This window comes from Amycolatopsis sp. NPDC104587 (assembly GCF_055583645.1).
In genome coordinates this window covers 1-23873 of sequence record NZ_JBVJNO010000001.1, presented here as the reverse complement: position 1 = coordinate 23873, position 23873 = coordinate 1, and the positions used below count along the sequence as shown (strand labels likewise).

27 protein-coding genes are annotated in these 23873 nt (G+C 70.6%); 10 read left to right on the top strand and 17 right to left on the bottom strand.

Features of this window, described 5'->3' with window-relative positions; translation table 11 throughout:
* Nucleotides 1-955: alpha/beta hydrolase family protein (locus ACZ61C_RS00135; protein ID WP_465301159.1), on the top strand; the 955-nt coding region annotated here is incomplete at its 5' end.
* Nucleotides 956-1017: 62 nt separating this feature from the next.
* On the opposite strand, the gene ACZ61C_RS00130 is transcribed toward ACZ61C_RS00135, so the two are convergent.
* Both ACZ61C_RS00130 and ACZ61C_RS00125 read right to left on the bottom strand, forming a co-directional pair.
* Nucleotides 1018-1203, bottom strand: coding sequence for a tautomerase family protein (locus tag ACZ61C_RS00130; RefSeq protein WP_465301157.1), 186 nt, complete (start codon nt 1201-1203; stop codon nt 1018-1020).
* A 10-nt stretch (nt 1204-1213) separates the two neighbouring features.
* The gene (locus tag ACZ61C_RS00125) at nt 1214-1840 is read right to left on the bottom strand and encodes a TIGR03085 family metal-binding protein (RefSeq protein ID WP_465301155.1); all 627 of its coding nucleotides are present in this window, start codon (nt 1838-1840) and stop codon (nt 1214-1216) included.
* A gap of 73 nt (nt 1841-1913) precedes the next feature.
* On the opposite strand from ACZ61C_RS00125, the gene ACZ61C_RS00120 reads away from it, so the two are divergent.
* Nucleotides 1914-2975, top strand: coding sequence for an NADH:flavin oxidoreductase/NADH oxidase (locus ACZ61C_RS00120; protein ID WP_465301153.1), 1062 nt, complete (start codon nt 1914-1916; stop codon nt 2973-2975).
* A 153-nt stretch (nt 2976-3128) separates the two neighbouring features.
* On the opposite strand, the gene ACZ61C_RS00115 is transcribed toward ACZ61C_RS00120, so the two are convergent.
* The 4 genes from ACZ61C_RS00115 to ACZ61C_RS00100 all read right to left on the bottom strand — a co-directional run bounded on the left by ACZ61C_RS00115 (nt 3129) and on the right by ACZ61C_RS00100 (nt 6225).
* Nucleotides 3129-4508 (bottom strand): glutamate decarboxylase, encoded by a 1380-nt coding sequence (locus ACZ61C_RS00115; RefSeq protein WP_465301151.1) that lies wholly within the window; start codon nt 4506-4508, stop codon nt 3129-3131.
* 72 nt (nt 4509-4580) lie between these two features.
* Nucleotides 4581-5057 carry a Dps family protein gene (locus tag ACZ61C_RS00110; RefSeq protein WP_465301149.1) on the bottom strand — a complete coding sequence of 159 codons (477 nt, stop codon included), beginning with the start codon at nt 5055-5057 and terminating at the stop codon, nt 4581-4583.
* 37 nt (nt 5058-5094) lie between these two features.
* A complete protein-coding gene (locus tag ACZ61C_RS00105; protein WP_465301147.1) occupies nt 5095-5517 on the bottom strand; it encodes an organic hydroperoxide resistance protein in 423 nt (140 codons plus the stop codon).
* A 135-nt stretch (nt 5518-5652) separates the two neighbouring features.
* Nucleotides 5653-6225, bottom strand: a complete 573-nt coding sequence (locus ACZ61C_RS00100) for an NADPH-dependent FMN reductase (protein ID WP_465301145.1) — start codon at nt 6223-6225, stop codon at nt 5653-5655.
* Between the two features lie 126 nt (nt 6226-6351).
* On the opposite strand from ACZ61C_RS00100, the gene ACZ61C_RS00095 reads away from it, so the two are divergent.
* Nucleotides 6352-7401 carry an alpha/beta hydrolase gene (locus ACZ61C_RS00095; protein ID WP_465301143.1) on the top strand — a complete coding sequence of 350 codons (1050 nt, stop codon included), beginning with the start codon at nt 6352-6354 and terminating at the stop codon, nt 7399-7401.
* A gap of 235 nt (nt 7402-7636) precedes the next feature.
* Here the strand turns inward: ACZ61C_RS00095 and ACZ61C_RS00090 are convergent, their stop codons facing one another.
* Nucleotides 7637-8167: a hypothetical protein gene (locus tag ACZ61C_RS00090; protein WP_465301141.1), complete on the bottom strand. Its 531-nt coding sequence runs from the start codon at nt 8165-8167 to the stop codon at nt 7637-7639.
* A gap of 636 nt (nt 8168-8803) precedes the next feature.
* Between ACZ61C_RS00090 and ACZ61C_RS00085 the strand changes: the two genes are divergently transcribed.
* The gene (locus ACZ61C_RS00085; protein WP_465302706.1) at nt 8804-9949 is read left to right on the top strand and encodes an MFS transporter; all 1146 of its coding nucleotides are present in this window, start codon (nt 8804-8806) and stop codon (nt 9947-9949) included.
* Here ACZ61C_RS00085 and ACZ61C_RS00080 read toward each other — a convergent pair.
* From ACZ61C_RS00080 to ACZ61C_RS00060, 5 genes are all read right to left on the bottom strand, one after another.
* On the bottom strand, nt 9946-10326 hold the full coding sequence (locus tag ACZ61C_RS00080) for a hypothetical protein (protein ID WP_465301139.1): 381 nt from the start codon (nt 10324-10326) through the stop codon (nt 9946-9948). The genes ACZ61C_RS00085 and ACZ61C_RS00080 overlap by 4 nt on opposite strands.
* Before the next feature lie 17 nt (nt 10327-10343).
* A complete protein-coding gene (locus ACZ61C_RS00075) occupies nt 10344-11522 on the bottom strand; it encodes an RtcB family protein (RefSeq protein WP_465301137.1) in 1179 nt (392 codons plus the stop codon).
* A gap of 151 nt (nt 11523-11673) precedes the next feature.
* A complete protein-coding gene (locus ACZ61C_RS00070) occupies nt 11674-12609 on the bottom strand; it encodes an ISAs1 family transposase (protein ID WP_465302704.1) in 936 nt (311 codons plus the stop codon).
* Between the two features lie 339 nt (nt 12610-12948).
* Nucleotides 12949-13140 (bottom strand): hypothetical protein, encoded by a 192-nt coding sequence (locus ACZ61C_RS00065; protein WP_465301135.1) that lies wholly within the window; start codon nt 13138-13140, stop codon nt 12949-12951.
* Nucleotides 13122-13634: a hypothetical protein gene (locus tag ACZ61C_RS00060; RefSeq protein WP_465301133.1), complete on the bottom strand. Its 513-nt coding sequence runs from the start codon at nt 13632-13634 to the stop codon at nt 13122-13124. The genes ACZ61C_RS00065 and ACZ61C_RS00060 overlap by 19 nt, the downstream gene beginning before the upstream one ends.
* Before the next feature lie 174 nt (nt 13635-13808).
* Here ACZ61C_RS00060 and ACZ61C_RS00055 point away from each other — a divergent pair, with 174 nt between their 5' ends.
* Nucleotides 13809-14309, top strand: coding sequence for a hypothetical protein (locus ACZ61C_RS00055; protein ID WP_465301131.1), 501 nt, complete (start codon nt 13809-13811; stop codon nt 14307-14309).
* 41 nt (nt 14310-14350) lie between these two features.
* Here the strand turns inward: ACZ61C_RS00055 and ACZ61C_RS00050 are convergent, their stop codons facing one another.
* Complete coding sequence (locus ACZ61C_RS00050; protein WP_465301129.1) at nt 14351-15391, bottom strand: aspartate-semialdehyde dehydrogenase; 1041 nt, start codon at nt 15389-15391, stop codon at nt 14351-14353.
* Nucleotides 15391-16656 (bottom strand): aspartate kinase, encoded by a 1266-nt coding sequence (locus tag ACZ61C_RS00045; RefSeq protein WP_465301127.1) that lies wholly within the window; start codon nt 16654-16656, stop codon nt 15391-15393. Before ACZ61C_RS00045 ends, ACZ61C_RS00050 begins: the two co-directional genes overlap by 1 nt.
* 230 nt (nt 16657-16886) lie before the next feature.
* Here ACZ61C_RS00045 and ACZ61C_RS00040 point away from each other — a divergent pair, with 230 nt between their 5' ends.
* Nucleotides 16887-17477, top strand: a complete 591-nt coding sequence (locus ACZ61C_RS00040) for a nitroreductase family protein (protein ID WP_465301125.1) — start codon at nt 16887-16889, stop codon at nt 17475-17477.
* Between the two features lie 163 nt (nt 17478-17640).
* Here ACZ61C_RS00040 and ACZ61C_RS00035 read toward each other — a convergent pair whose 3' ends face one another.
* On the bottom strand, nt 17641-18039 hold the full coding sequence (locus ACZ61C_RS00035) for a hypothetical protein (RefSeq protein WP_465301123.1): 399 nt from the start codon (nt 18037-18039) through the stop codon (nt 17641-17643).
* A gap of 218 nt (nt 18040-18257) precedes the next feature.
* Here ACZ61C_RS00035 and leuA point away from each other — a divergent pair, with 218 nt between their 5' ends.
* Complete coding sequence (gene leuA, locus ACZ61C_RS00030; protein ID WP_465301121.1) at nt 18258-20018, top strand: 2-isopropylmalate synthase; 1761 nt, start codon at nt 18258-18260, stop codon at nt 20016-20018.
* An 80-nt stretch (nt 20019-20098) separates the two neighbouring features.
* The gene (locus ACZ61C_RS00025) at nt 20099-20650 is read left to right on the top strand and encodes a DedA family protein (protein WP_465301119.1); all 552 of its coding nucleotides are present in this window, start codon (nt 20099-20101) and stop codon (nt 20648-20650) included.
* On the opposite strand, the gene ACZ61C_RS00020 is transcribed toward ACZ61C_RS00025, so the two are convergent.
* Nucleotides 20613-21254 carry a peroxiredoxin-like family protein gene (locus ACZ61C_RS00020; RefSeq protein ID WP_465301117.1) on the bottom strand — a complete coding sequence of 214 codons (642 nt, stop codon included), beginning with the start codon at nt 21252-21254 and terminating at the stop codon, nt 20613-20615. The genes ACZ61C_RS00025 and ACZ61C_RS00020 overlap by 38 nt on opposite strands.
* Here ACZ61C_RS00020 and ACZ61C_RS00015 point away from each other — a divergent pair.
* On the top strand, nt 21229-21843 hold the full coding sequence (locus tag ACZ61C_RS00015; protein ID WP_465301115.1) for a TetR/AcrR family transcriptional regulator: 615 nt from the start codon (nt 21229-21231) through the stop codon (nt 21841-21843). The genes ACZ61C_RS00020 and ACZ61C_RS00015 overlap by 26 nt on opposite strands.
* A 32-nt stretch (nt 21844-21875) precedes the next feature.
* Here the strand turns inward: ACZ61C_RS00015 and ACZ61C_RS00010 are convergent, their stop codons facing one another.
* Nucleotides 21876-22787, bottom strand: a complete 912-nt coding sequence (locus ACZ61C_RS00010) for a LysR family transcriptional regulator (RefSeq protein ID WP_465301113.1) — start codon at nt 22785-22787, stop codon at nt 21876-21878.
* Nucleotides 22788-22873: 86 nt separating this feature from the next.
* Between ACZ61C_RS00010 and ACZ61C_RS00005 the strand changes: the two genes are divergently transcribed.
* A complete protein-coding gene (locus ACZ61C_RS00005; RefSeq protein ID WP_465301111.1) occupies nt 22874-23782 on the top strand; it encodes an EamA family transporter in 909 nt (302 codons plus the stop codon).
* Nucleotides 23783-23873 lie beyond the last annotated feature (91 nt).

The following is a 23873-nucleotide window of genomic DNA, read 5'->3' as shown; positions in this document are numbered from 1 at the left end:
CGCCAAGTTTTTCTTTGGGAACACCCACGCCGGCGGGGTCGGGGGTACTGCCGTCCCCCGGGACGGCACCGTCGAGTCTTCTTGGTCGACCCCCGCCGGGCTGCCCGCGGTCCGCGCGCGGACCACTGACGGCACGGACTCCGTGCTGCTCGAGCCGCCGGGCGAGCGCGCGCCGGGGTCCGAGCCGGTGACCGACGCGTTCGTCGAAGGGGTCGGCGGCCGGATCCACGCGCTGGTCTCGCGGCCGTCGGGCGCGCCGGAAGGCCCGCTGCCGACGGTGTTCTCCCTGCACGGCGGCCCGCACGCGGCGGACGAGGACCGCTTCTCGGCCTACCGCGCGACCTGGCTCGACGCGGGGTTCGCCGTGGTCGAGGTCAACTACCGCGGCTCGACCGGCTACGGCTCGGCCTGGCGCGACGCCATCGAAGGCCGGCCCGGGCTGACCGAGCTGGAAGACGTCGCCTCGGTGCACGACTGGGCCGTCCAAAGTGGACTCAGTGACCCGAAGAAGTGCGTGGTGAACGGCGCTTCGTGGGGCGGCTACCTGTCGCTGCTGGCGATCGGCACGCAGCCGACGCGCTGGGCGGCGGCCGTCGCCGGGGTGCCGGTGGCGGACTACGTCGCCGCGTACGAGGACGAGATGGAGCAGCTGCGCTCGTTCGACCGCGCGCTCTTCGGCGGTTCGCCGGAGGAGGTGCCGGCGGTGTACCAGGAGTGCTCGCCGATCACGTACGTCGACGCCGTGACGGCGCCGGTGCTCGTGCTGGCCGGCGACAACGACCCGCGCTGCCCGATCCGGCAGATCGAGAACTACCTCGACCGCCTCGGTGGTCGCGAGCTGCACCACGAGTTCTACCGCTACGACGCCGGTCACGGCTCGCTGGTGATCGCCGAGACGATCAAGCAGACCTCGATCGAGGTCAACTTCGCCCAGCGGGCGCTCGGCCTGCGCTGATCCGCGTAGCTTTCACGTGGAAGCTACGTCCTGCGGGCGTAGCTTTCACGTGAAAGCGGCGGTCAGCGTTCGGAGTGCAGGACCCCGCCGGTGGCCCAGTGGTCCGCGCCGATCTCGACGAGCGTCACCTGGACGCCCTCGGGCTTGCCGCCGCAGGTGCGGATGAAGGCGTCGGTCAGCTCCTTGACCAGGGCGCTCTTCTGCGCGGGCGTGCGGCCGGGGAACATCGAAACACTGATCATCGGCATGGCGCACAGCCTAGAGCCCCCGCTTGACCGCCTGAAGCTTCGCGGCCGCGGCCGGGTCACCCTGGAAGTCGAGGTTCACCGCGTCGCGGCCGAAGACGAACAGCAGCAGGTCGACCGGGTCGCCGACCACCGTCACCGGGTCGGGCCCGGTCTTGACCGCGGCCTCCTGGCCGTCCGTGGTCCGGAGGGTGACGCCGACCGGTGACTTGCGCAGGTTGAGCTTCGCGGCGCCCTTCGCCGAGCGCCACGCCGTGGCGTCCCGGGTGGGGTCGGCCGGGCGCGGCTTCCAGTCCGGCTGCGCGCGACGGACGTCTTCGTGGTGGACGAGGAACTCCGCGCCGTTGGTCAGCTCGTCGAGCGGGCCGATCGAGGTGGGCCAGAACTTCGACGGGCCCCGCCGGACCTGCTCGACCAGGACGCCCCACGGCTTCGCGGCGTAGCGGTCCTGGACCTTCTGCGTGTATCCGGCGAGCGCGGGCACCATGATCCCGGGCGCGGCGTCGGGCCGGTGCTCACGCACGACGAGGTGCGCGGCGAGGTCCCGCGTGGTCCAGCCTTCGCACAAAGTCGGCGCGTCGGGCCCGAGGTCTTCGAAGAGCGAGCTCAACGCCTGGCGTTCGTCAGCAGCGACACCCATGTGGTCGACGTTACTCGCCGGTACCCGCCCTGGCGACGGGAAGAGACGGCGGGCACGTGCCGTTGATCGAGAGGTGAGCCGACTCTTCAGCCCCATCACCGTCCGCGGCCTGACCTTGCCGAACCGCGCCTGGGTGTCGCCGATGTGCCAGTACTCCGCGACCGACGGCGTGCCCGGCGCCTGGCACCTCGTCCACCTGGGCCAGTTCGCCACCGGCGGCGCCGGGCTCGTCATGACCGAGGCGACCGCGGTGGTCCCGGAAGGCCGGATCAGCCCGCAGGACACCGGGATCTGGAACCAGGCCCAGGCCGACGCGTGGCGGACCGTCGTCGACTTCGTGCACGGCCAGGGCACGGCCATCGGCATGCAGCTGGGCCACGCCGGCCGCAAGGGCTCGGCGCAGCGGCCGTGGGAAGGCACCGGCAGCGTCGCGACGCAGGACGGCGGCTGGCAGAGCGTCGGCGCCGACGCACAGCCCTTCGGCGCCTACGCCCCCGCCCGGCCGCTGACCACCGACGAGGTCAGCGCGCTCCCCGCGGCCTTCGCCGAAGCGGCCGAGCGGGCCGTCGACGTCGGGTTCGACCTGCTCGAGCTGCACTTCGCCCACGGCTACCTGGTCCACCAGTTCTTGTCCCCGCTGTCGAACACCCGCACCGACCGCTACGGCGGCGACTTCGAGGGCCGCACGCGGCTGGCCCTCGAGATCGCCGACGCCGTCCGCGCGACGACGGACGTCCCGCTCTTCGCCCGGCTGAGCGCCACCGACTGGACGGAGGGCGGCTGGACGCTCGACGAGTCCGTCCGGCTCGCGAAGCTCCTGGCCGAGCGCGGGATCGACCTGATCGACACGTCTTCCGGCGGCAACACCCCGAACCCGGACATCCCGGTGGGCCCGGGTTACCAGGTGCCGTTCGCCGAGCGGATCCGCACCGAGGCGGGCCTCCCGACCGGCGCGGTCGGCATGATCACCGACCCGCACCAGGCGGAGGAGATCGTCGAAAAGGGTGAAGCGGACGCGGTGTTCCTGGCCCGCGCGCTACTGCGTGACCCGCACTGGCCCCTGCGCGCGGCGAACGTCCTCGGCGTGGATGTCGCTTGGCCGGACCAGTACGCCCGCGCCAAGTCCTGGCACTGACACGCTGCCCGTAACCCGCGTGATCCCGCCCGGAACTCGCGTGATCAGAGACGTGACTCGCGTGATTGAGCACGGAACTCGCGAGTTCCGGCCCCAGTCACGCGAGTTCCGGTCTTGATCACGCGAGTTCCGGGCCCGCGCCAAGTCCTGGCGCTAGTGGTGGAAGGCGGTCGCCTTCGTCGGGTGGCCGCCTTCCTTCTCCAACTCCGAGACCACCCGCCCCAGGTCCCCCAGCAGCAGGTCCGCGAGGTCGTGCGTGAAGCCGTTGCGGACGACGATCCGCAGGACCGCCAGGTCCGTCCGGTTCGCCGGGAACGTGTACGCGGGTACGAGCCAGCCGCGCTCGCGCAGGCGGCGTGACACGTCGAAGACGTCGAAGCCGGCGTCCGCACGGGTCGTCACCGCGAACACCGGCAGCTGGTCCCCGCGGGTCAGCAGCGAAAACGGCCCCAGTTCCGAGATCCCGGCCGACAGATGCGTCGCAACATCGCGCGAAGCCTGTTGCACCGCGCGGAACCCTTCGCGGCCGAGCCGGACGAACGTGTAGTACTGGGCCGCCACCTCGGCGCCCGGGCGCGAGAAGTTCAGCGCGAACGTCGGCATGTCGCCGCCGAGGTAGTTCACGTTGAACACCAGCTCGGACGGCAGCGCGGCCTGGTCGCGCCAGATCACCCAGCCGACACCCGGGTACACGAGCCCGTACTTGTGGCCCGACGTGTTGATCGACGCGACCCGCGGCAGCCGGAAGTCCCACACCAGGTCCGGGTCGAGGAACGGCGCGATCATCGCGCCCGACGCGCCGTCGACGTGCACCGGGATGTCCCAGCCGGTCCGGTCGGCAAGGGCGTCCAGCGCCGCCGTGATCTCCGCGACCGGCTCGTAGCTGCCGTCGAAAGTGGACCCGAGGATCGCGACCACGCCGATCGTGTTCTCGTCACACCGGGCCACGGCTTCGTCCGCCGTGAGGTGGTAGCGGTCGCCGTCCATCGGCACCAGCCGCGGCTCGACCTCCCAGTACTCGCAGAACTTCTCCCAGCACACCTGGACGTTCGCGCCCATCACCAGGTTCGGCTTACCGGTGCGCCCGAGCCGGGACCAGCGCCGCTTCAACGCCATCCCGGCGAGCATGCAGGCTTCGGACGAACCGGTCGTCGAGCAGCCCATGATCCCGGTGGGATCGGGCGCGTGCCACAGGTCGGCGAGGATGTTCACGCACCGGCGCTCCAGCTCGGCCGTCTGCGGGTACTCGTCCTTGTCGATCATGTTCTTGTCGACGCACTCGGCCATCAGCTCACGCGCCTGCGGCTCCATCCACGTCGTGACGAACGTGGCGAGGTTGAGCCGCGCGTTGCCGTCGAGCATCAGCTCGTCGCGCACCAGCTGCAGCGCCGTGTCCGGCGGCAGCGGGTCGTCGCGCAGCTGGTCGTGCGGCATGACGAACCCCGCCGCCAAGGCCGGGTTCGCCCCGGCGTAGAGCGGGTTCGTGCCGCCGGCGCGGTCCGGGCGGCCGGCTTTTCCCTGATGCAGCACCATGCCGTCGAAACTACTGCGAAGCGACGCGAAAAGGGCCGTTCCGAAGCGGAACGGCCCCTTTCGCGGGACGGGTCAGGCCTGCTGGGCCTGCCACATCCAGTGCGCCTCTTCGAGCGCGCGGGTGATCTCGATCAGCAGGTCCTGCGTCACGAGGTCACTCTTGTCCGTTTCGTCGATGCGGGCGCGCAGCCGCTCGATGAGCGCCGCGAGGATGTCGACGATCGCGGCGACCGTGGACTCCACGGACTGCCAGTTGTCGGGGTACTCGGGCACGCCCGAGCTCTCGACGACGGTCTTCGCCTTGCCGTTCGGCGAGACGCCGATGGCGTTGGCGCGCTCGGCGACCTCGTCGACGTACTGGCGCGCGGTGTTCACGAGCTCGTCGAGCTGCAGGTGCGCGCTGCGGAAGTTCGAGCCGACGACGTTCCAGTGCGCCTGCTTGGCGATCAGCGAAAGGTCGACCAGGTCCACCAGCGTCGCCTGCAGGGCGTTGCCGGTGATCTCCTTGTCGGCTTCGGAAAGCGGGCTCTTGATCGGAGACTTGCTCATCTGGCGGTGATCCTTCCTTCGTGCCGGCCCGAGGGGGTCAGACGGTGGCGGAGAGCGCGACCTCGATGTTCCCGCGGGTCGCGTTCGAGTAGGGGCAGACCTGGTGGGCCTGCTCGACGAGCTGGTTGGCCTGGGCCTGCTCGAGGCCCGGCAGCGAGACGTTCAGCGCGACCCCGAGGCCGAACCCGACGTCCTGCTTGAGCACGCTGACCTCGGCGGTGACGGTCGAGTCGTTGAGCGTCACCTTGGCCTGACGCGCGACCAGCTGCAGCGCGCTGTGGAAGCAGGCCGAGTAACCGGCGGCGAAGAGCTGCTCCGGGTTGGTCTTGTCCCCGCCCGGGCCGCCCATCTCCTTCGGGATGGCCAGGGACTCGTCGATGACGCCGTCCGAGGAGGTCACCTCGCCGTTGCGGCCGTCGCCGCGCGCCGTCGCCACCGCCGTGTAGATCGCCTGACCCATGCTCTGCCTGCCTTCTGTCCGGGGACGCTCCACAGCGAGCGTCTCACTGGGCACAACATCCCGCACCCGCGGAACGGTGCCCCCACATGGCAGGCATCACGTGGTTCGGTTACCCGGCGGCCTCCGGCGGAAACCTCAGGCGGCGCGCGTCACCGCGAACTCCGCGACCTGGCGCCCGATCAGGCGGAGGGTGCGGATGCTCTTCTCGTCGGACGCGCCGCCGCCGTCGTCGAACTTCGTCTCGGCGGAGTTGATCGAGCCCCCCAGCGGGGTGGGCCAGCCGCGCAGCGCGTGCGTGATCGTGCGCAGCTGCTCGAGGGTTGTCACCGCCGCCTGCCAGCCGTACGCGACGGCGGCCAGGCCGACCGCGCGGCCGTCGAGGTAGGGCCGGGTGTCGTCGCGGAGGTCCTCGACGTAGTCCAGGGCGTTCTTGACCAGCCCGGACAGCGCGCCGTGGTAACCCGGCGAGACGACGATCAGGCCGTCCGCCTGCCGGATCGCCTCGATGAGGCGGGTCGCGCGTTCGTCGCGTTCCGGCTCGCCGGCGTCGTAGAACGGCAGCACCAGCTCCGGCCCGGTGAGCAGCCGGGTCCGGACGCCGGTTTCCGCCGCGGCGGCGAGCGCGATCTGCAACGCGCGTTCGGACTGGGAGCCCTCGCGCAGAGAGCCGCCGATCCCGAGCACGTTGACCGTCCTGGCTGAAGTCACGCTTTCCAGGCTAACCCCTCCAGTTAACTGGAGGACCAGTCTCTGGGACGGAGGTCCTGGTCACAGCTGGACCTGTTACCTACTGACAAGTAACGTCCTGGGCGGCGTCGAAGCTCAGGAGGAACCATGGCCATCCCGCTCCCGGTCCGCGTCCAGGCGGCCGCGTCCCAGCTCGCGTTCTGGCTGCCCACGCCGGTGCGGCGAGCCGTCGCGGGCCGCCCGGTGCGCCTCGACGGCCAGGACCTCGCGCTCGACGCCCAGCTGCTCCTCCGGCTGCAGAAGCTCTCCGGCGCCGAGCTGGTGCAGGGCTCGGTCGAGAAGTCGCGCGCACTCCTCGACGTCGGACGGCACCTGGTCAGCGGCAAGACGATCGAGCCGGTTTCGGTGCGGGAGATCGCCGTGCCGACGCCGGACGGCGATCTGCCGGCGACGCTCTACACGCCGGTGGGGCTGCCCGAGAAGTCGCCGCTGCTGGTGTTCTTCCACGGCGGCGGCTGGGTGATCGGCACCCGCGCGAGCCACGACAACGCCGTCCGCTTCCTGGCCAAGCACGCCGGGGTGCGGGTGCTGTCGATCGAGTACCGGCTGGCGCCGGAGTTCCCGTTCCCGGCGGCCGCGGAAGACGCGCTCGCGGCGTTCGAGTACGCCGTGGCGAAGGCGGGCGACCTCGGCGCCGACCCGGCGCGGATCGCCGTCGGCGGCGACAGCGCGGGCGGCAACCTGGCCGCGGTGACGGCCCAGCAGGCGGTTCGCCGCGGCGGCCCGGCGCCCGCGTTCCAGCTGCTCATCTACCCGGCGACGGACTTCACGCGGCGCTACCGCTCGCAGGACCTGTTCGCCGAGGACCTGTTCCTCACCGACGTGCACATGAAGTGGTTCGAGGGCCACTACGTGCCCGAGGGCGCCGACCTGACCGACCCGCGCCTGTCCCCGCTGTGCGCGGACGACCTGAGCGGCCTGCCGCCGGCCCTGGTCGTCACAGCCGGGTTCGACCCGCTGCGCGACGAAGGTGAGGCGTACGCGAAGAAACTCGCCTCGGCCGGCGTGGATGTGGCGTTGCGGCGGCACGAGGACCTGATCCACGGGTTCATCAACTTCACCGGGGTCGGCAGCCGGTTCCGGGAAGCGCTGGCCGAGATGGCCGGCGCGCTGCGGCAAGGCCTAGCCCGGACGTAGTGAATGACTCATGCATGGCGGGCGGCAGCGGCGCGGGCGGCGGCGGCAGATCGACACTCGGCCGGGGCGGCGAACCGCACTGAGCCCGGCCCGGTAAGCGAGGCGGCAGCGAACCCGCACCGACCCCGGCCCCCGGTGAGCGGGGCGGCGGACCGGCGCCCGAAACGACCCGGAGCCCGGCGCGGAGAAATGTCCGCGACCGGGCTCCGGGCCCCCCTGTTTCACTGTGCCGGAATCAGGCCGCCGGTACAGGCAGCGGCGGGACCGGCAGTGGTGGCACCGGAAGGCCGCCGAGCAGGCCGCCGAGGATGCCGGTGACCGCGGCGAGCAGGGCCTTCACTAGGTCGCTGACGATCTTCAGCGGGCCCGGCAGGTCCGGCAGCGACGGGATCGGCAACGGCAGCGGCGGCAGCTGCCGCGCCTTGGCCGTCGGGTCGGTGAGCAGCCGGGTGGACTCGTCGGCGCGGCCCTTGGCCAGGCCGGCGAGCTGCTCGGTGTCGGTTTGGACCGTGTAGCGCTTGCCGGCGGCGATGTCCGCCATCACCGGGCTCATCCGACCGAGATCCGACCGCGTGGCGCCGACGTTGCCCGCGTAAGCCACCTTGGTCAGGTCGTCTCGCATCTGGAGCACCTGTGCGGCGAGGGCCTGGGTGCTGGAGGAACCCTTGCCCCCGTCCGGGCTCGCCGAAGCGATCCCCGCCGTCGCGACCGCCAGCAGACTGCCGGCGGCTACCAGGGCGATGGACCGCCCGAACTTGCCTTTCATTTCCTACCTCCTGGCCTCGGGAGACCTGACGCGTTAAATCGATACCCGCCGTATCGGAGATAAGCCACCCGATCACCGGTTAGGGAGGATTTCTAACCCTTACGTGCCGGATGCAGGGGAAGCGAACTCGCCCGCAATTGATTAACGTCGAAACCTTGCCCGTCCCCCTGAAGATCATCAACAGTGAGTCCGATCGTCACCGCTGGTGACAGCCGTCCACTGTGGAGCATCTCGGTCACCCACGCGGGTGTAAACGGTGATCATTTAGCTTCATCACTCCGTCGGACCGCGTGTCGGGACTGCTCCAGACAGGGCGTCCCCCACGCTCGCACCGCCACCCACAAGGTTCGCACCGGCCGGGCGGAAAACGCGAATTCAATTCCGGTAAAAGCGCCGAAGCGGACGGGCACTCAGAGCGTCACGCCGGTTTCCAGGCGGGCCAGCGCCCGGTCGAACACCACGCCCGATACCCTGCCGTGGACCAGCGGCGTGACACTCGGCGCGGAAGTGCCACACCCGATGACCGGGGAAATAACTTGCACGCGCGTACCACCTTGGGTTCTCATCGAAGACGTGCCTCTGCAGCCGTACCGCCGGGTCCTGTCCGTTCCCCGAGTCCCGTCGACGATGGCGCTGATGTTCCTGGCCCGGCTGCCGATGACCATGAACGGCGTCCTGATGACGCTCTACATCGTCACCGGGCTCGGCCGCGGCTACGGCGCCGCCGGGCTGGTCGGCGCCGGGGTCACCCTCGGGATGGCGCTCGGCGCGCCGCTGCTCGGCCGCTGCTTCGACCGGTACGGCCTGCGCCCGATCGTCGCCGTCTGCGGCATCGGCACCACGGTCTTCTGGATCGCCGCGCCGCACCTGCCGTACGAGGTGCTCGCCGCCGTCGCGATCCCGGCCGGGATGCTCTCGGTGCCGGCGGGCTCGCTCGCCCGGCAGATCCTGGCCGCGCTCGTCCCGGTTTCGGAGCGGCGGGCGGCGTACTCGCTCGACACGATCTCGATCGAAGCGACGTTCATGATCGGTCCCGCCGCCGGCATCGCGGCGATCACGTCGTTCTCCCCGACGTGGACGCTCAGCGCGCTCGGCGTGCTGTTCGGCGGCACGGCGTTCCTGATCTGGCTGGTGAACCCGCCGATCCGGGAGGCGGTGACCGACCCGCTCGCCGAGACCGCCCGCCCGCCGCTGCGGAGCTGGCTCACCGGCCGGCTGGTGGCGACGCTGCTGATCGCGGCCGGCGCGTTGTTCGTGCTGGTCGGCACCGAGCTGGCGACGCTCGCGGCGCTGCGCGCGAACGGCGACCTCGGGGTGACCGGCCTGGTCATCGCGGTGATGTGCGCCGCGTCCATCCTCGGCGGCATCGTGCACGGCGCGGTGAAGCGGTCATTGCCGCAGGGCCTGCTGATGCTGCTGCTCGCGCTGCTGGTGGTCCCGGTCGGGCTGGCCGACCAGCCGTGGTGGCTGCTGATGCTGGTGCTGATCCCGACGAACCTGGTCTGCGCGCCGACACTGGCGGCGACCACCGAGACGGTCAGCCGGATCGCCCCGCCGCGGGTCCGCGGCGAGGCGATGGGCCTGCAGGACGCGTCCACCCGGCTCGGCCTGGCGCTGGGCAGCCCGGTGGTCGGCTTCGCGATCGACCATTCGAGCCCGGCGTGGGGCTTCGCCGCGGCCGGCCTCGGTGGCCTGCTGATCGCGTCGGCCGGCCTGCTGCGCCGGCGGGCCCCGAAGCCGGTCGCGGACCCCGCGCCGGCGCTGGCCGAGAGCCGCAACTAGCCGCAGGCCGCGCGCAGGGCGTCGAGCTTCTTGACGTTGCGCTGCACCCACTGGGCGACGACGCCGGCGTCCTCGATGCGTTCCTTCTGCACCTCGACGTAGGAGTCGGCCATGCCGAAGAGCGCGTTCTTGACGTCCTGGTCCTGGACGTTCCCGGCCAGCTCGCGCAGCCGTTTTTCCTTGTCCTCGGCCCGCGCCTTGAGCTTGGCCGGGTCGACCAGCGGGTTCAGGTCCGCCAGCCCGAGCGCCTCGGTGCACGCGCTGACCTTGTTCGCCGTGTCCGCCCCCTGGTCGACCGCGTTGCCGACCTGGTCGCACCCGCTCAGCAGCAGTGCGGCCCCGGCCAGCAACGCGGCCGTCGTTCCACCCCTCGTCATGTCGCCAAGGTACCGGCTCAGCCCTTCACGCAGACGACCTGCTTGAGGTGCGCCACCACCTCGACCAGGTCCGTCTGCGCGCGGATCACCGAATCGATGTCCTTGTACGCCGCCGGGATCTCGTCGACCACACCCGAGTCCTTGCGGCATTCGACGCCGGCCGTCTGCGCCGCGAGGTCGTCGGCCGTGAACAGCTTCTTGGCCTTGTTCCGCGACATCCGACGCCCGGCGCCGTGCGACGCCGACTGGAACGACGAGTCGTTCCCGAGCCCGCGCACGATGTACGAACCGGTCCCCATGCTGCCCGGGATGATCCCCAGGTCACCCGATCCCGCGCGGATCGCGCCCTTCCGGGTGACCAGCAGCTCGACCCCGTCGTACGTCTCTTCGGAGACGTAGTTGTGGTGACACGAGATCGCGTCGTCGAAGGCCGTCCCCGGCACGACGTCGGCCAGCGCCTGCTTCACGAGCGCGACCATCGTGGCGCGGTTGCGCGCCGCGTAGTCCTGCGCCCAGAAGAGGTCACGCCGGTACGCCTGCATCTCCGGCGTGCCCGCGACGAACACCGCGAGGTCGCGGTCCGGCAGGTCGGCGTTGTGCGGCAGCTTCCGCGCCACGGCCATGTGCCGCTCCGCCAGCTCCTTGCCGATGTTGCGCGAACCCGAATGCAGCATCAGCCAGACGCGGCCTTCGTCGTCGAGGCAGACCTCGATGAAGTGGTTCCCGCCGCCGAGGCTCCCGATCTGGCGCGCGGCCCGGTCGTGCAGCTCCTGGACGCCGCTGTGCAGCTCGCCGAAGCCCTTCCAGAACGCGTCCCAGCCGCCGACGCCGTGCACCTTGGCCGGGTTCACCGGCGTCTTGTGCAGGCCGAAACCCACCGGGACGGCGCTTTCGATCCGCCGGCGCAGCTTCCCGAGGTCGTCCGGCAGGTCGTTCGCGCCGAGCGACGTCCGGACAGCGCTCATCCCGCACCCGATGTCGACCCCGACGGCGGCCGGCGAAACGGCGTCGCGCATGGCGATGACACTGCCGACTGTCGCGCCCTTGCCGTAGTGCACGTCGGGCATCACGGCGACACCGTGCACCCACGGCAGGTTCGCGACGTTGTGCAGCTGCCGCATGGCCTGGTCTTCGACGGACGCGGGGTCCGCCCACATCCGGATCGGGACTCGCGCGCCGTCGACGGCGGTGTACATGGTTTCCTCCCCTGCAACTGGTTGCGGGGCTTAGGATCCCTTCTGGCCGGAAATCGGACAAGGCGATTTCCGGCAGTCCACTGTGGAGAAACGCGCCCGGGCAGCTCCCCACTCTCCCTGGGCAGGGTCCCGGCAAAGTTGTTTGTGCTGGTCATGGGGTGATTCCGAAGAGTGTGAGTGGCCGGTTGGGGTCGCGGGCGGTTTTTCGGAGGGCGGCGGCAATGTTGGTATGGCCGGTATGGCGGAATGCGCTGATGGCGAGGTTGCGGAGGCTGGCCATCGCGCGGGGTGCAGCGCCGGTGCGGACGCGGGAGGCGTCTTCGCTGTAGGTGACGTCGCGGACCCAGTGCAACCGGTTCTCGATCTGCCAGTGACCGCATAGGTGCGCAGCGATGCCGGTGGGGGCGCAGTGCGCGGTGGTGAGGTTGGTGACCCCGTGAACGGTGTGGGTTTCGCGGGTGCCGGTGGTGCGGTCGGTGCGGTAGCGAGTGACTTGGAAAACCCTCGCCGCGTCAGGGAAGCCGAGATCATGGGGAGCGGGCAGGACTTCGATGACGCGTTGCTCGAGGCGGCCGTGCCCGATCCCGGTGGTGGTGTGATGGGCGGCTTGAGGCCAGGGCAGAGTCTGCAGGCGGGCGTGAAGCCGGTGCTGGTTTTCCTTGACGGTGAACACATAGTGCGCGCCACGGCCGGCGAGGTAGACGGCCAGACCGCGGGTGGTGTGCAGTGCGTCGGCAGTCACCACCACCCCGGCCAGGTCGATCTGGTCCAGCAGCGGCTGCATCCACGCGATCTCGCTGGTCCCGGTCCTCACGTCCTGCTGGCCGAGGACGACCCCGCTCTGATGGGTCACAGCACACAGCAGATGCACCCCGGCCCCGCCGGTGCGGGCGAAGGTGCCACGCACGGATTTGCCGTCCACCGCGATCGCTTCCGGGGCGCTGTGCCCGCTGACCCGGTGGCGGATCCATGCGCTGATCGCGGCGTCCAAGCGATCTCCGTCCACGATCGACAAGGCCCGTCCTACGGCGGCCTCATCCGGCGCCTCATATCGCCCTGACCTGCGGCAACGTCGTACCCCAACGATGCGAGGACCCGCTCAAGATCGACCGGGGTCAGTCCGGACAACACGGCAGGAATACGAGACGACGTCACAGCAGGCACGGCTCTCTCGCAGATCATGGGCTTCGACAACCACATGATCACCAGAGCGGGCCGTGCCTGCCTGCAACAACACGACTTTGCCGGGACCCTGCCCGACCCAGGGGGGCGTGCCCTTGTCCAGTCTATCGGCGGCCGCCGACGAAAACCGCGGCTCGGGCGTCGGGCGCTGAGTTGTCCACAGCGGCCTCCGATTGTGGGCAACCTGGCGGTGCGCTGGTCACGCCGGGAACCACCGCAGGCCTTGTCACCGCGCAGGCCGGAATCACCGCTCACCGCCACGACCGAACGCCAGTGGTTGCGCGACTGGCTCGCCGAGCGGGACGGCGATCCCGACGCCGCCGTCGTGCAGGCGGAGACCTTCGTCGCCCTGGCTTGGCAGCGCCGGGGCGCCGCGCGCGGCCGGCAGCACACCAGCCGGCAGCAGTTCGGGCCCTTCTACCAGCTGCTGGAACACGCCCGCGACACCGCCTGGAAGGCGGCCGAACTCGCCGGCGCCGATCCGACACCCTGGGCGACCCTCGTCACCGTCTGCCGGGGGCTCGATGTCCGGTACCAGCCCTTCGACGGATCTGGTCGGGTCTGCTCGTCCGCGCGCCCGCCCACCGCATCGGCCACAACCGCGCCCTGCAGTACTGGTGCCCGAAGTGGCACGGCACCGAAGAACGCCTGCTCGACTTTGCCGCCGGCGCCGCGGCCTTCGCGCCGTCGCTGACGCCACTGCCTCTGCACGCGGCCTTCGAAATGGCCATGGAGGGCAACCCGATCTGGCGCAGCCGGTACGTCCAGGAGGCCCTCGAAACAGCTCTGCCCTGGTTGGACGGCGAAGGCGCCGAGCACCCCGCTACCCGGGAAGACCGCGGCTACGCGATCTACGCGCTGCACCACAACGGCCGGCACGACGAAGCCGTCGCCCAGTTCCGGCGGCTCGGCGGCCACGCCGACGGTCATGTCTGGAACTTCGACACCGACGTCAAGCGCTCTGCGAAGCCCGTGAGCAGTTCGCGGCGTTGCGCGCCCAGGCGTGCCGGAAGGCGGCCAGGGACGCGTGAGGGGACCGGTCCCCGGGCACCCGTGCTCTCTTTGGCCGGTCGCTGCCGCGGGTGTTCGGAGAGAGGTGGTCCCGTGACCGAATCGAGCGCCTACCAGCCGCTGCCGGCGTCCGGCGAAAACGCGGACCGGGAGGTGCGGCGCGGGATCAGGACGATGCGGCTCGCGATCGCCGCCCAGGCCGTGCTCTACCTGGCCCTCGCCGTCTTCGTCTGGTCACTGGCGGCGGGCGTGGACGACGGCACCGATGTCACCTGGCCGCTGGTGGTCGTGTCGGTGAACTCGGCGCTGCTCGTCGCCCTCGTGGTGTTCAGCGCGCTGCTGAGCCGGCGCGAACGCAAGATCATCTTCACGGTCATCTGGCTGGAATGCGCGTTCATCGCGGTGCTGCTCATCGGCCTGGTCGTGAGCCTCGTGCAGAGCTCGTCGGCCGGCGGCCCCACCGGAACGCCCGTCGGGCTGTTCGTGTGGGGCGGGCTGATGATGGCCGTGCTGCGGCCGCTGCAGAAGCCGGAGCTGCGGATGGCGTTCGGCCTGCCGCCGATGCAGCCCCGGCAGAATAAGCCGAAGAAGTGAACCCGCCCGGCCCCGGGTGTCCGGGGCCGGGCGGGTTCGGCTCAGAGCTGCTGCGCCACCAGCTCCGCGAGCTGCACGGTGTTGAGCGCCGCGCCCTTGCGGAGGTTGTCGTTGGAGATGAACAGCGCCAGCCCGCGGCCGTCCTCGACACCCTGGTCGACGCGGATGCGGCCGACGTAGCTCGGGTCGTTGCCCGCCGCCTGCAGCGGGGTCGGGACGTCGGACAGCTCGACACCCGGCGCGTGCGCCAGCAGCTCGGTCGCGCGCTCGACCGTCAGCGCGCGCTCGAACTGGGCGTTGACCGAGATCGAGTGCCCCGAGAACACCGGCACGCGCACACAGGTGCAGGACACCCCGAGACCCGGGATGCTCAGGATCTTGCGGCTCTCGTTGCGGAACTTCTTCTCTTCGTCCGTCTCGAGCTCGCCGTCGTCCACAATGGACCCGGCCATCGGCAGGACGTTGAACGCGATCGGCCGGACGTACTTGTCCGGCGCCGGGAACTCGATCGCGCCGCCGTCGTGGGTGAGCAGCGCGGCGTGCTCGGCGCCGGCCTTGATCTGCCCGGCCAGCTCGTCCACACCGGCCAGCCCGCTGCCGGACACCGCCTGGTACGTCGACGCGACCAGCCGGACCAGCCCGGCCTCGTCGTGCAGCGGCTTGAGCACCGGCATCGCGGCCATGGTGGTGCAGTTGGGGTTCGCGATGATCCCCTTCCGCGCTTCCTTGATGGCTTCGGGGTTGACCTCGCTGACGACCAGCGGCACGTCCGGGTCCATCCGGAACGCCGAGGAGTTGTCGATCACCGTCACGCCCGCCTCGGCGAACCGCGGCGCCTGCGCCTTCGACGTCGACCCGCCCGCGGAGAACAGCGCGATGTCCAAACCGGACGGATCCGCCGTCGTCGCGTCCTCGACGGTGATTTCGCCGTCGCGCCAGGGCAGGGTCGAACCCGCCGAGCGCGCCGAAGCGAAGTACCGCAGCTCGGCGACCGGGAACTCCCGCTCCGCCAGCAGCTTGCGCATCACCGCGCCGACCTGGCCGGTCGCGCCGACCACCCCGATCCGCAGCCCGTCCGCCATCAGCGACCACTCCCCGCGTAGACAACAGCTTCTTCGTCGCCGCCGAGCTCGAAGGCGTCGTGGATCGCGCGCACGGCCTCGTCGAGCTGGGCGTCCCGGATCAGCACCGAAATGCGGATCTCTGACGTGTTGATGATTTCGATGTTGACGCCGGACCGGGCCAGCGCCTCGCAGAACGTCGCCGTGACACCCGGGTGCGACCGCATCCCGGCACCAACGAGCGAGACCTTGCCGACGTGGTCGTCGTAGAGCACCGACTCGAAGCCGATCTCCGCCTTGACCTTCTCCAGCTCCTTGACGCCCGCGGCGCCGTTGGCCTTCGACAGCGTGAACGTGATGTCCGTGCGACCGGACACCGTGCTGGAGACGTTCTGCAGCACCATGTCGATGTCGATCTCGGCGTCGGCGATCACGCGGAAGATCCGGGCCGCGGCGCCGGCGGTGTCCGGCACCCCGGTGACCGTGATCTTCGCTTCGGAGCGGTCGTGCGCCACACCGGTGATCAGGGCTTGTTCCACGGGGATCTCCTCGATAGAACCGGTCACCGTGGTGCCCGGCTTGTCACTGTAGGAAGAGCGGACACGGATCGGGACGCCGTAGCGGCGCGCGTACTCGACCGAGCGCAGGTGCAGGATCTTCGACCCGCTCGCGGCCAGCTCGAGCATTTCTTCGTAGGTGACGGTGTCGAGCTTGCGCGCGTCCGGCACCACCCGCGGGTCGGCGGTGTACACGCCGTCCACATCGGAGTAGATCTCGCAGACGTCCGCGTTCAGCGCGGCGGCCAGCGCGACGGCGGTGGTGTCCGAGCCGCCGCGACCCAGCGTCGTGATGTCCTTGGTGTCCTGCGCGACGCCCTGGAAGCCCGCCACCAGCGCGACGTAACCCTGCTCGAGGGCCTCGGTGACGCGGCTCGGGGTGACGTCGATGATGCGCGCGTTCCCGTGCACCGACGTCGTGACGACGCCGGCCTGCGAACCGGTGAACGACCACGCCTCCGCGCCCTGGGCCGAGATGGCCATGGCGACCAGCGAGTTCGAGATGCGCTCACCGGCGGTGAGCAGCATGTCCATCTCCCGCTCCGGCGGCGCCGGGTTGACCTGCTGAGCCAGGTCGAGCAGCTCGTCGGTGGTGTCACCCATCGCCGAGCAGACCACCACGACGTCGTTGCCCGCCTTCTTGGTGGCGACGATCCGTTCGGCGACGCGCTTGATCCGGTCGGCACTTTCCAGCGACGATCCGCCGTACTTCTGGACCACGAGGGCCACGCCCGAACCTCCTAGACGGGCCGGGTCTGCTCCCTGGTGGGCACCGGAGAGCCCCCGCGTCCCATAGTTGAGAAGGAGCCTACCGGGGCTCCGGCGGCCCGCCACCCTCTTGACGTGGGGCGGACCCGCTCCCCGGGCCGCTCGGAAGTAAATCTTCCGTAACACCAACGAAATGCGCGGAGCCCTTCCTCCCGAGTGATGCAGCGCACGCCGTCGGTACGGTGGCGATCATGCGGAAACCAGCTGTGACGAGCATCCCGATCGCTTCGATCATGGCCGAGCGGTGGAGCCCGCGGGCCCTGGACGCGTCTTCGCCGGTCAGCCCGGACCAGGTGCGGTCGCTCCTGGAGGCGGCCCGCTGGGCCCCGTCGTTCGGCAACACCCAGCCGGCCCGCTACCTGGTGGGCGTGCGCGGGACACCGTCGTTCGACGCGATCCTGGCGACGTTGAACTCGGGCAACCGGGCGTGGGCCCACCGCGCGGGCCTGCTGCTGATCGGCGTGATGGTGACGACGAACGAGAAGGGGGCGGTCCCGTACGCGGAGTACGGGCTGGGGCTGGCTTCGGAGAACCTCGTGCTGCAGGCGGTGGAGCTCGGGTTGGTGGCGCACCAGATGGCGGGCTTCTCGGCGGACGCGGTCCGTTCTTCGTTCGGCCTTCCGGACGACGCGGTCCCGAAGGTCGCCATCGCGGTGGGGTTGCCGGGGCATCCGGATGTGCTCGAGGAGGAGTGGCGGATCGAGCGGGAGAAGGCGGAGCGGGTGCGGGTGCCGCTGACGGAGTTCGCGTTCACCGACCAGTGGGGTACGTCGGCCCTTTAGCTCGGCCGGGCAAACCCGGAAGTCATGTGACTCCCGACGGAACTCACGTGATCAAGCCCGTAACTCGCGTGATCAGAGCCGTAACTCGCGAGTTCCGGCCTCAGTCACGCGAGATACGGGTTCGGTGAACCGCGCCGATTGCGGGGGCCGGCGCGGTCGTGACTCAGGAAGCTCCGCCCACCCGGCGGATGATCTTCGCCAGGATCCCCGACACCACGAGCCAGAAGATCGCCGCGATGCCGTAGTTCACCAGGACGCGAAGTTTCGCGTCACTCGGGGTGAACAGGTCGCTGAACCCCAGCGCCAGGCTGTCCGCCCAGGACTTCACGAACGAGACGATGCCGTTGTCCGGGTTGGCCGAGCCGACCGTGAAGATCACGTGGATCACCAGCAGCGCCGCGAAGACCAGGCCCACCCAGCGGACGATCGACGCCACGATCGAAGCGATCCGGCCGCCCGTCGCGCGCCAGTCGACCGGGGCCCGGCGGGACACCTTCGTCTCCTCATCCGACGCCGACGCAGCCGACGCTGATGTCGACGATGACTCCGCGTGCTCACCCATGCCCGCAGTTTCGCACGGCCACCGGCCAATTGCTACCCACAGGTAACCCCAGCTGGGGACCGCCCGGCTTTCCCCGCGCCGTGTTCCGTGGTTATGGTGGGGGCGTGGCGCGTGCTCTCCTGCTTCGCTGCCGCGACGGGGCCTGACCGGACCGGCTCCCCGTCGCGGGGCTTCGTGGTGCCGGTCGCACCCGTCTAGCTGGAGAACCCCGAATTCGCATGAGCAAGATCCGCAAGCCTTCGCGTCCCGCCCCCGCTGACCAGCCCGCCTGGAACACCCAGCTGGGCACGTCCATGCCGGTGCACCGCTACCGCCCCTGGTACGACCTCGTCGAGAACATCGACCTGCCCGACCGCACCTGGCCCGCCAAGCGCATCGAGCGCGCGCCGCTGTGGTGCGCCGTCGACCTGCGGGACGGCAACCAGGCGCTGATCGACCCGATGTCGCCCGCGCGCAAGCGCAAGTTCTTCGACCTGCTGGTACGCATGGGGTACAAGGAGATCGAGGTCGGCTTCCCGGCCGCGAGCCAGACCGACTTCGACTTCGTCCGCGAGATCATCGACGAGGGCGCCATCCCCGACGACGTCAGCATCCAGGTGCTGACCCAGTGCCGCCCGGAGCTGATCGAGCGCACCTTCCAGTCGCTCGAAGGCGCGCCGCGCGCGATCGTCCACATCTACAACTCGACGTCGATCCTGCAGCGCCGCGTCGTCTTCCGCGAGGAGCGCGAAGGCATCAAGAAGATCGCGACGCAGGCCGCGGAAATGGTCGTCGAGCTGGCCGCGAAGCAGCCGGACACCGACTTCCGCTTCCAGTACTCGCCGGAGTCCTACACCGGCACCGAGCTGTCGTACGCGCTCGAGGTCTGCAACGCCGTCACCGAGATCTGGCAGCCGACGCCGGAGAAGCCGGTGATCCTGAACCTGCCGGCGACCGTCGAGATGGCGACGCCGAACGTCTACGCCGACTCGATCGAGTGGATGTCGCGGAACCTGGAGCGCCGCGACTCGGTGATCCTGTCGCTGCACCCGCACAACGACCGCGGCACCGGCATCGCCGCCGCCGAGCTGGGCTTCCAGGCCGGCGCGGACCGGATCGAGGGCTGCCTGTTCGGCAACGGCGAGCGCACCGGCAACGTCGACCTGGTCGCGCTGGGCATGAACCTCTACAGCCAGGGCATCGACCCGCAGATCGACTTCTCCGACATGGACGAGATCAAGCGGACGGTCGAGTACTGCAACCAGCTGCCGGTGCCCGAGCGTTCACCGTGGGGCGGCGACCTGGTCTTCACCGCCTTCTCCGGCAGCCACCAGGACGCGATCAACAAGGGCCTGGACGCGCTGAAGGACGCCGCCGACAAGCAGGGCGTCCCGCTGGACGAGTACCCGTGGCAGGTCCCGTACCTGCCGATCGACCCGAAGGACGTCGGCCGCACGTACGAGGCCGTGATCCGGGTGAACTCGCAGTCCGGCAAGGGCGGTGTCGCCTACATCATGAAGGCCGAGCACCAGCTCGACCTGCCGCGGCGCCTGCAGATCGAGTTCTCGAAGGTCATCCAGCGCTACACCGACACCGAGGGCGGCGAGGTCGACCCGACCACGATGTACAACGCCTTCTCGGCCGAGTACCTGGAGCTGAAGACGCCGCTGGAGCTGGTCCGCCAGCACGTCCGCGACAACGGTGACGGCGAGTACGACATCTCCGCGACCGTCCGCGTGGAGGGTGACGAGCACGAGGTCACCGGCCGCGGCAACGGCCCGATCGCGGCGTTCTTCGACGCGCTGAGCACCGTCGGCTTCGACCTGCGCCTCCTGGACTACTCCGAGCACACGCTCTCGCCGGGTGACGACGCGCGCGCCGCGTCGTACATCGAGTGCGCGATCTCGGACCGCGTGTTCTGGGGCATCGGCATCGACCCGTCGATCGTCACGGCGTCGCTGCGCGCCGTCGTCTCGGCCGTGAACCGCGCCCATCGCTGAACCTGTGGGCCGCCTGTCGGGTTCCTGTGAGTCCCCGGTGATCGGGAGCATCGCGGCCCCGGCGGGCGGTTAATGGAGGTGTGGACGCGACTACGGCGGGACTCCTGGTGCTGTTCGTCGTCTCGCTGGTGCCCCTGCTGCCCACCGAGGTGACCCTCCTCGGGATGGGCGTCGCGGCGGCACAGGGCGGGACGTCGCTCGCACTGGTGATCGCCGTGTCGAGTGCCGGGTGCCTGGTCTCCGACCAGGCGCTCTACGCCCTCGGCCGGTTCGGCGGCCGGGCGGCGCTGGACCGGCTGAGCCGGCGGCGGAAGATCGCCGCCGGCATCGGCTGGCTCGACGGGCGGCTGCAGCGCCACCCCCGGCCGGTGCTGGTCGCCGCCCGCTGGCTGCCGTCGGGCGGGACGATCGGCGCCCTCCTCGCCGGTTCGCTCCGCTGGCCGGTGGCGGAGTTCTTCACCGCTTCGGCCGTCGGCGTCACGCTCTGGACGTCCTACGTGGCCTTCCTCGGCTACGCGGGCGGCCAGATCATCACCGAACCCGGGATCAGCATGCTGCTCTCCCTCGGCGTCGCCCTGGTCCTGGGTTCGGTGATCACCTTCGGCGTGAAGCGCGGCGCCAGAGCGCTTTGAGGATGTCCGCGGGCTCGGTCCGCGTGACGAAGTCCGGGTGGACGTCGACGAAGCGCAGCACGCGGTCACGGTCGACCACGACGACCGCCGGGTGGACCAGCTCCCACGTGCCGTTGACCTGCTCGAGGTCCGTGCCGAGGGTCACCATCGCGTCCCGCACCGGGGCGGAGACGGGATAGCTCAGCCCGAGTCCGCGGGCGACGGTGCTGCCGGCGTCCGACAGCACCGGGAACGTCAGGTCCGGGAGCGGGCCGTCCGGCTTCTGCGGGCTGACCGCGACCAGGCTCGCGCCGGACTTCGCCAGCTCGGGCAGCAGTTCCTGCTGGTAGGTGCGCAGGGTCAGGTTGCAGTACGGGCACCACTGGCCGCGGTAGAACACGAGCACCGCCGGCCCGTCCGCGACGAGGTCGCCCAGGCTCACGTCCGCGCCGTCGGCGCCCGGCAGCGTGAACTCGTCGATCTTGTCGCCTGCCTCGGCGAACTTCCCGGCGGCCCGGCGCCGGTCCGCTTCGAGGACTTCGAAGATCTCCGGCGGCAGCGCGCTGCGGAGGTGGTCGTTGACTCCGGTCAGGGCGTTGTTGAGCGAGACGCAAGCGGCGGCCACGACCCCGCGCGGCAAGCGGACCCGCGAAACGATCGTCGACGCGGCGGCCAAGCTGATGTACGTCGACGGCGTCGCGGGCACGAGCGTCGACAAGGTGCTCGCCGCGAGCGGGGCCGGGAAATCGCAGATGTACCACTACTTCAAGAACAAGGACGAGCTGGTCGCGGCCGTGATCGACCGCTGCCTCGAGGAGATCCTCGGCAACCAGCCGGCGATCTTCGAGCTGGCCTCCTGGGCGGACCTCGAGACGTGGACCGAGCAGCTCCTCGACATCCACCGCCGCGCGGGCAGCCCGGTCGCGTGCCCGCTGGGCAACCTCGCCGGCGAGGTCGGCGACAACCCGAAGCTCGCGCCGCTGGTCGACCGGGCTTACCGCGAGTGGGAGTCCCACCTGGTGGGCGGGCTGGTCAAACTGCAGGAGCAGGGCGAGCTGGCGCCCGGTGCCGACCCGGCGCGGCTGGCGCAGGCGGCGATGACGTCCGTCCAAGGTGGACTGCTGCTGGCCCACATCCGGCACGACCTCACGGCGCTGGAGGACGCCCTGCAGATCGCGCTGACCCACCTGCGCGGCTTCCGGACGACGTCGTGAGTGGTAATTCGGGTTAGAACCCTAATTACCACTCACGACATCTTGGTGAGCTGGGCGATCTCCGCGCGCAGTTCGTCGATCACTTGGGCCACCGCCGGGCGCTGCAGCGCGCCCGTGCGGCAGGCCGCCTCCACCAGCCGCGCCGCGCGGATCCCGGCCAGCGGACGGCTCACCAGGCCGCCGCCCCGGCGCGTGTCGATCGTGTAGCGCGGCACCAGCGCGATCCCGTGCCCGGCCGCGACCAGCCGCTCGGTGATCCGGAAGTCGTTGATCCGCTGGACGACGACCGGCCGCACGCCGGTCCGGACGGTCAGCGAGCGCAGCACGTCGTCCACCGGGAAGCCGTGGTCGACGCCGATCCAGCGTTCGTCCGCGAGCTCCGCGAGGTCGACCCGGCGGCGGCTCGCCAGCCGGTGCCCCGCGGGCAGCGCGACGTCCAGCGGCTCCCGCAGCAGCGGCACGACGTCGAGGCGGCCGGAGTCGAACTCCGGCGCGTGCTCGTCGCGGTGCGCCACGACGACGTCGTAGTCCGCGACCAGGCCCGGCACCTCCGGCGGTGTCATGTCGACGTCCCGGACGTCGACGTCGAGGCCGTCGTACCCGGCGATGCGGGTCAGCAGGCCCGGCAGCAGCATCAGCCCGGCCGACTGGAAGATCGCGAGCCGCACCCGGCCGCGCGGCGCGCTGCGGTAGGTGTCCAGTTCGGACTCGGCCCGCTCGAGCGCGGCCAGCACCTCGTCGGCGCGCGCGACCAGCGCACGCCCGGCGTCGGTCAGCCGCAGCCCGCGCCCGGCCGGTTCGGTGAGCGGCAGCCCGACCTCGCCCTGCAACGCGCGCAGCTGCTGCGAGACGGCGGACGGCGTGCAGTGCAGCGCCCGCGCGGCCGCCGTCACGCTGCCGCGGTCGGCGAACTCCCGCAGCGTGCGCAGGCGACCCAGATCCACGACCCCAGCATATGTGAAGCACGGCTACAGAGTCCCTGCAGATATTCTCGCTGGTCCTTCACGATTGCCGTTGTCACAGTGGAGGCATGCCCACCCGTGACCGCCTGCTCGCCGTGCTCGTCGCCGTCCTCTGGGGCCTGAACTTCCTGGCCATCCACGCCACGCTCGGCCAGTTCCCGCCGGTGTTCGCGGGCGCGCTGCGGTTCGCCGTGATCGCCGTGCCGACGATCCTGTTCGTGCCGTGGCCGAAGGTGAAGGTGCGGCACCTGCTCGGCTACGGCCTGGGCTTCGGCACCGGGCAGTTCGCGTTCCTGTTCATCGCGATGGACACCGGGATGCCGACCGGGCTCGCGTCGCTGGTGCTGCAGGCCTCGGCGCCGTTCACGGTGCTGCTCGGCGCCGTCTTCCTGCGCGAACGCGTCACGCCGCACCAGCTGGCCGGCATCGTGCTGGCCGTCGCCGGGATGGCCGCGATCGCGTGGCAGCAGTCCGGGCACGCTGCCCTGCTGCCGATGGTCCTGACGCTGCTGGCCGCGCTGAGCTGGGCGTTCGGCAACCTCAGCACCCGCAAGGCCGAGCCGGACAACCCGCTGCACTTCACGCTGTGGATGTCGGTCGTGCCGCCGCTGCCGATGTTCGCGCTGTCGCTGGTCATGGAAGGGCCGGCCGCGCAGTGGCGGTCGCTGACGACGCTGGGCACGCCGACCGGGCTGACCGCGCTCGGCGGGCTCGCGTACGTCGTGCTGATCGGCACCGTGGTCGGCTCGGGCCTGTGGACCACGCTGATGCGGCGCAACCCGGCCGGTGTCGTCTCGCCGTTCTCGCTGCTCGTGCCGGTGGTCGGGCTGACGGCGTCGTTCCTGCTGCTCGGCGAGCGGCCGACCGGCCTGGAGATCGGCGCCGCCGCCGTCGTGATCGCCGGGGTGCTGCTCGGCTCGATCCGGCGATCCCGCAAGCCCGACCCGGAGCTGCTGCCCGAGGAAGTGCCGGTCTAGGTGTGATGTCCAGGGACGTTGTCCCGAGTTGAGGTGACCTGGTGGCGGCCTGTCGTGCAGACAGGTGAAGGCCTCCGGTTGTGAAGTGGAG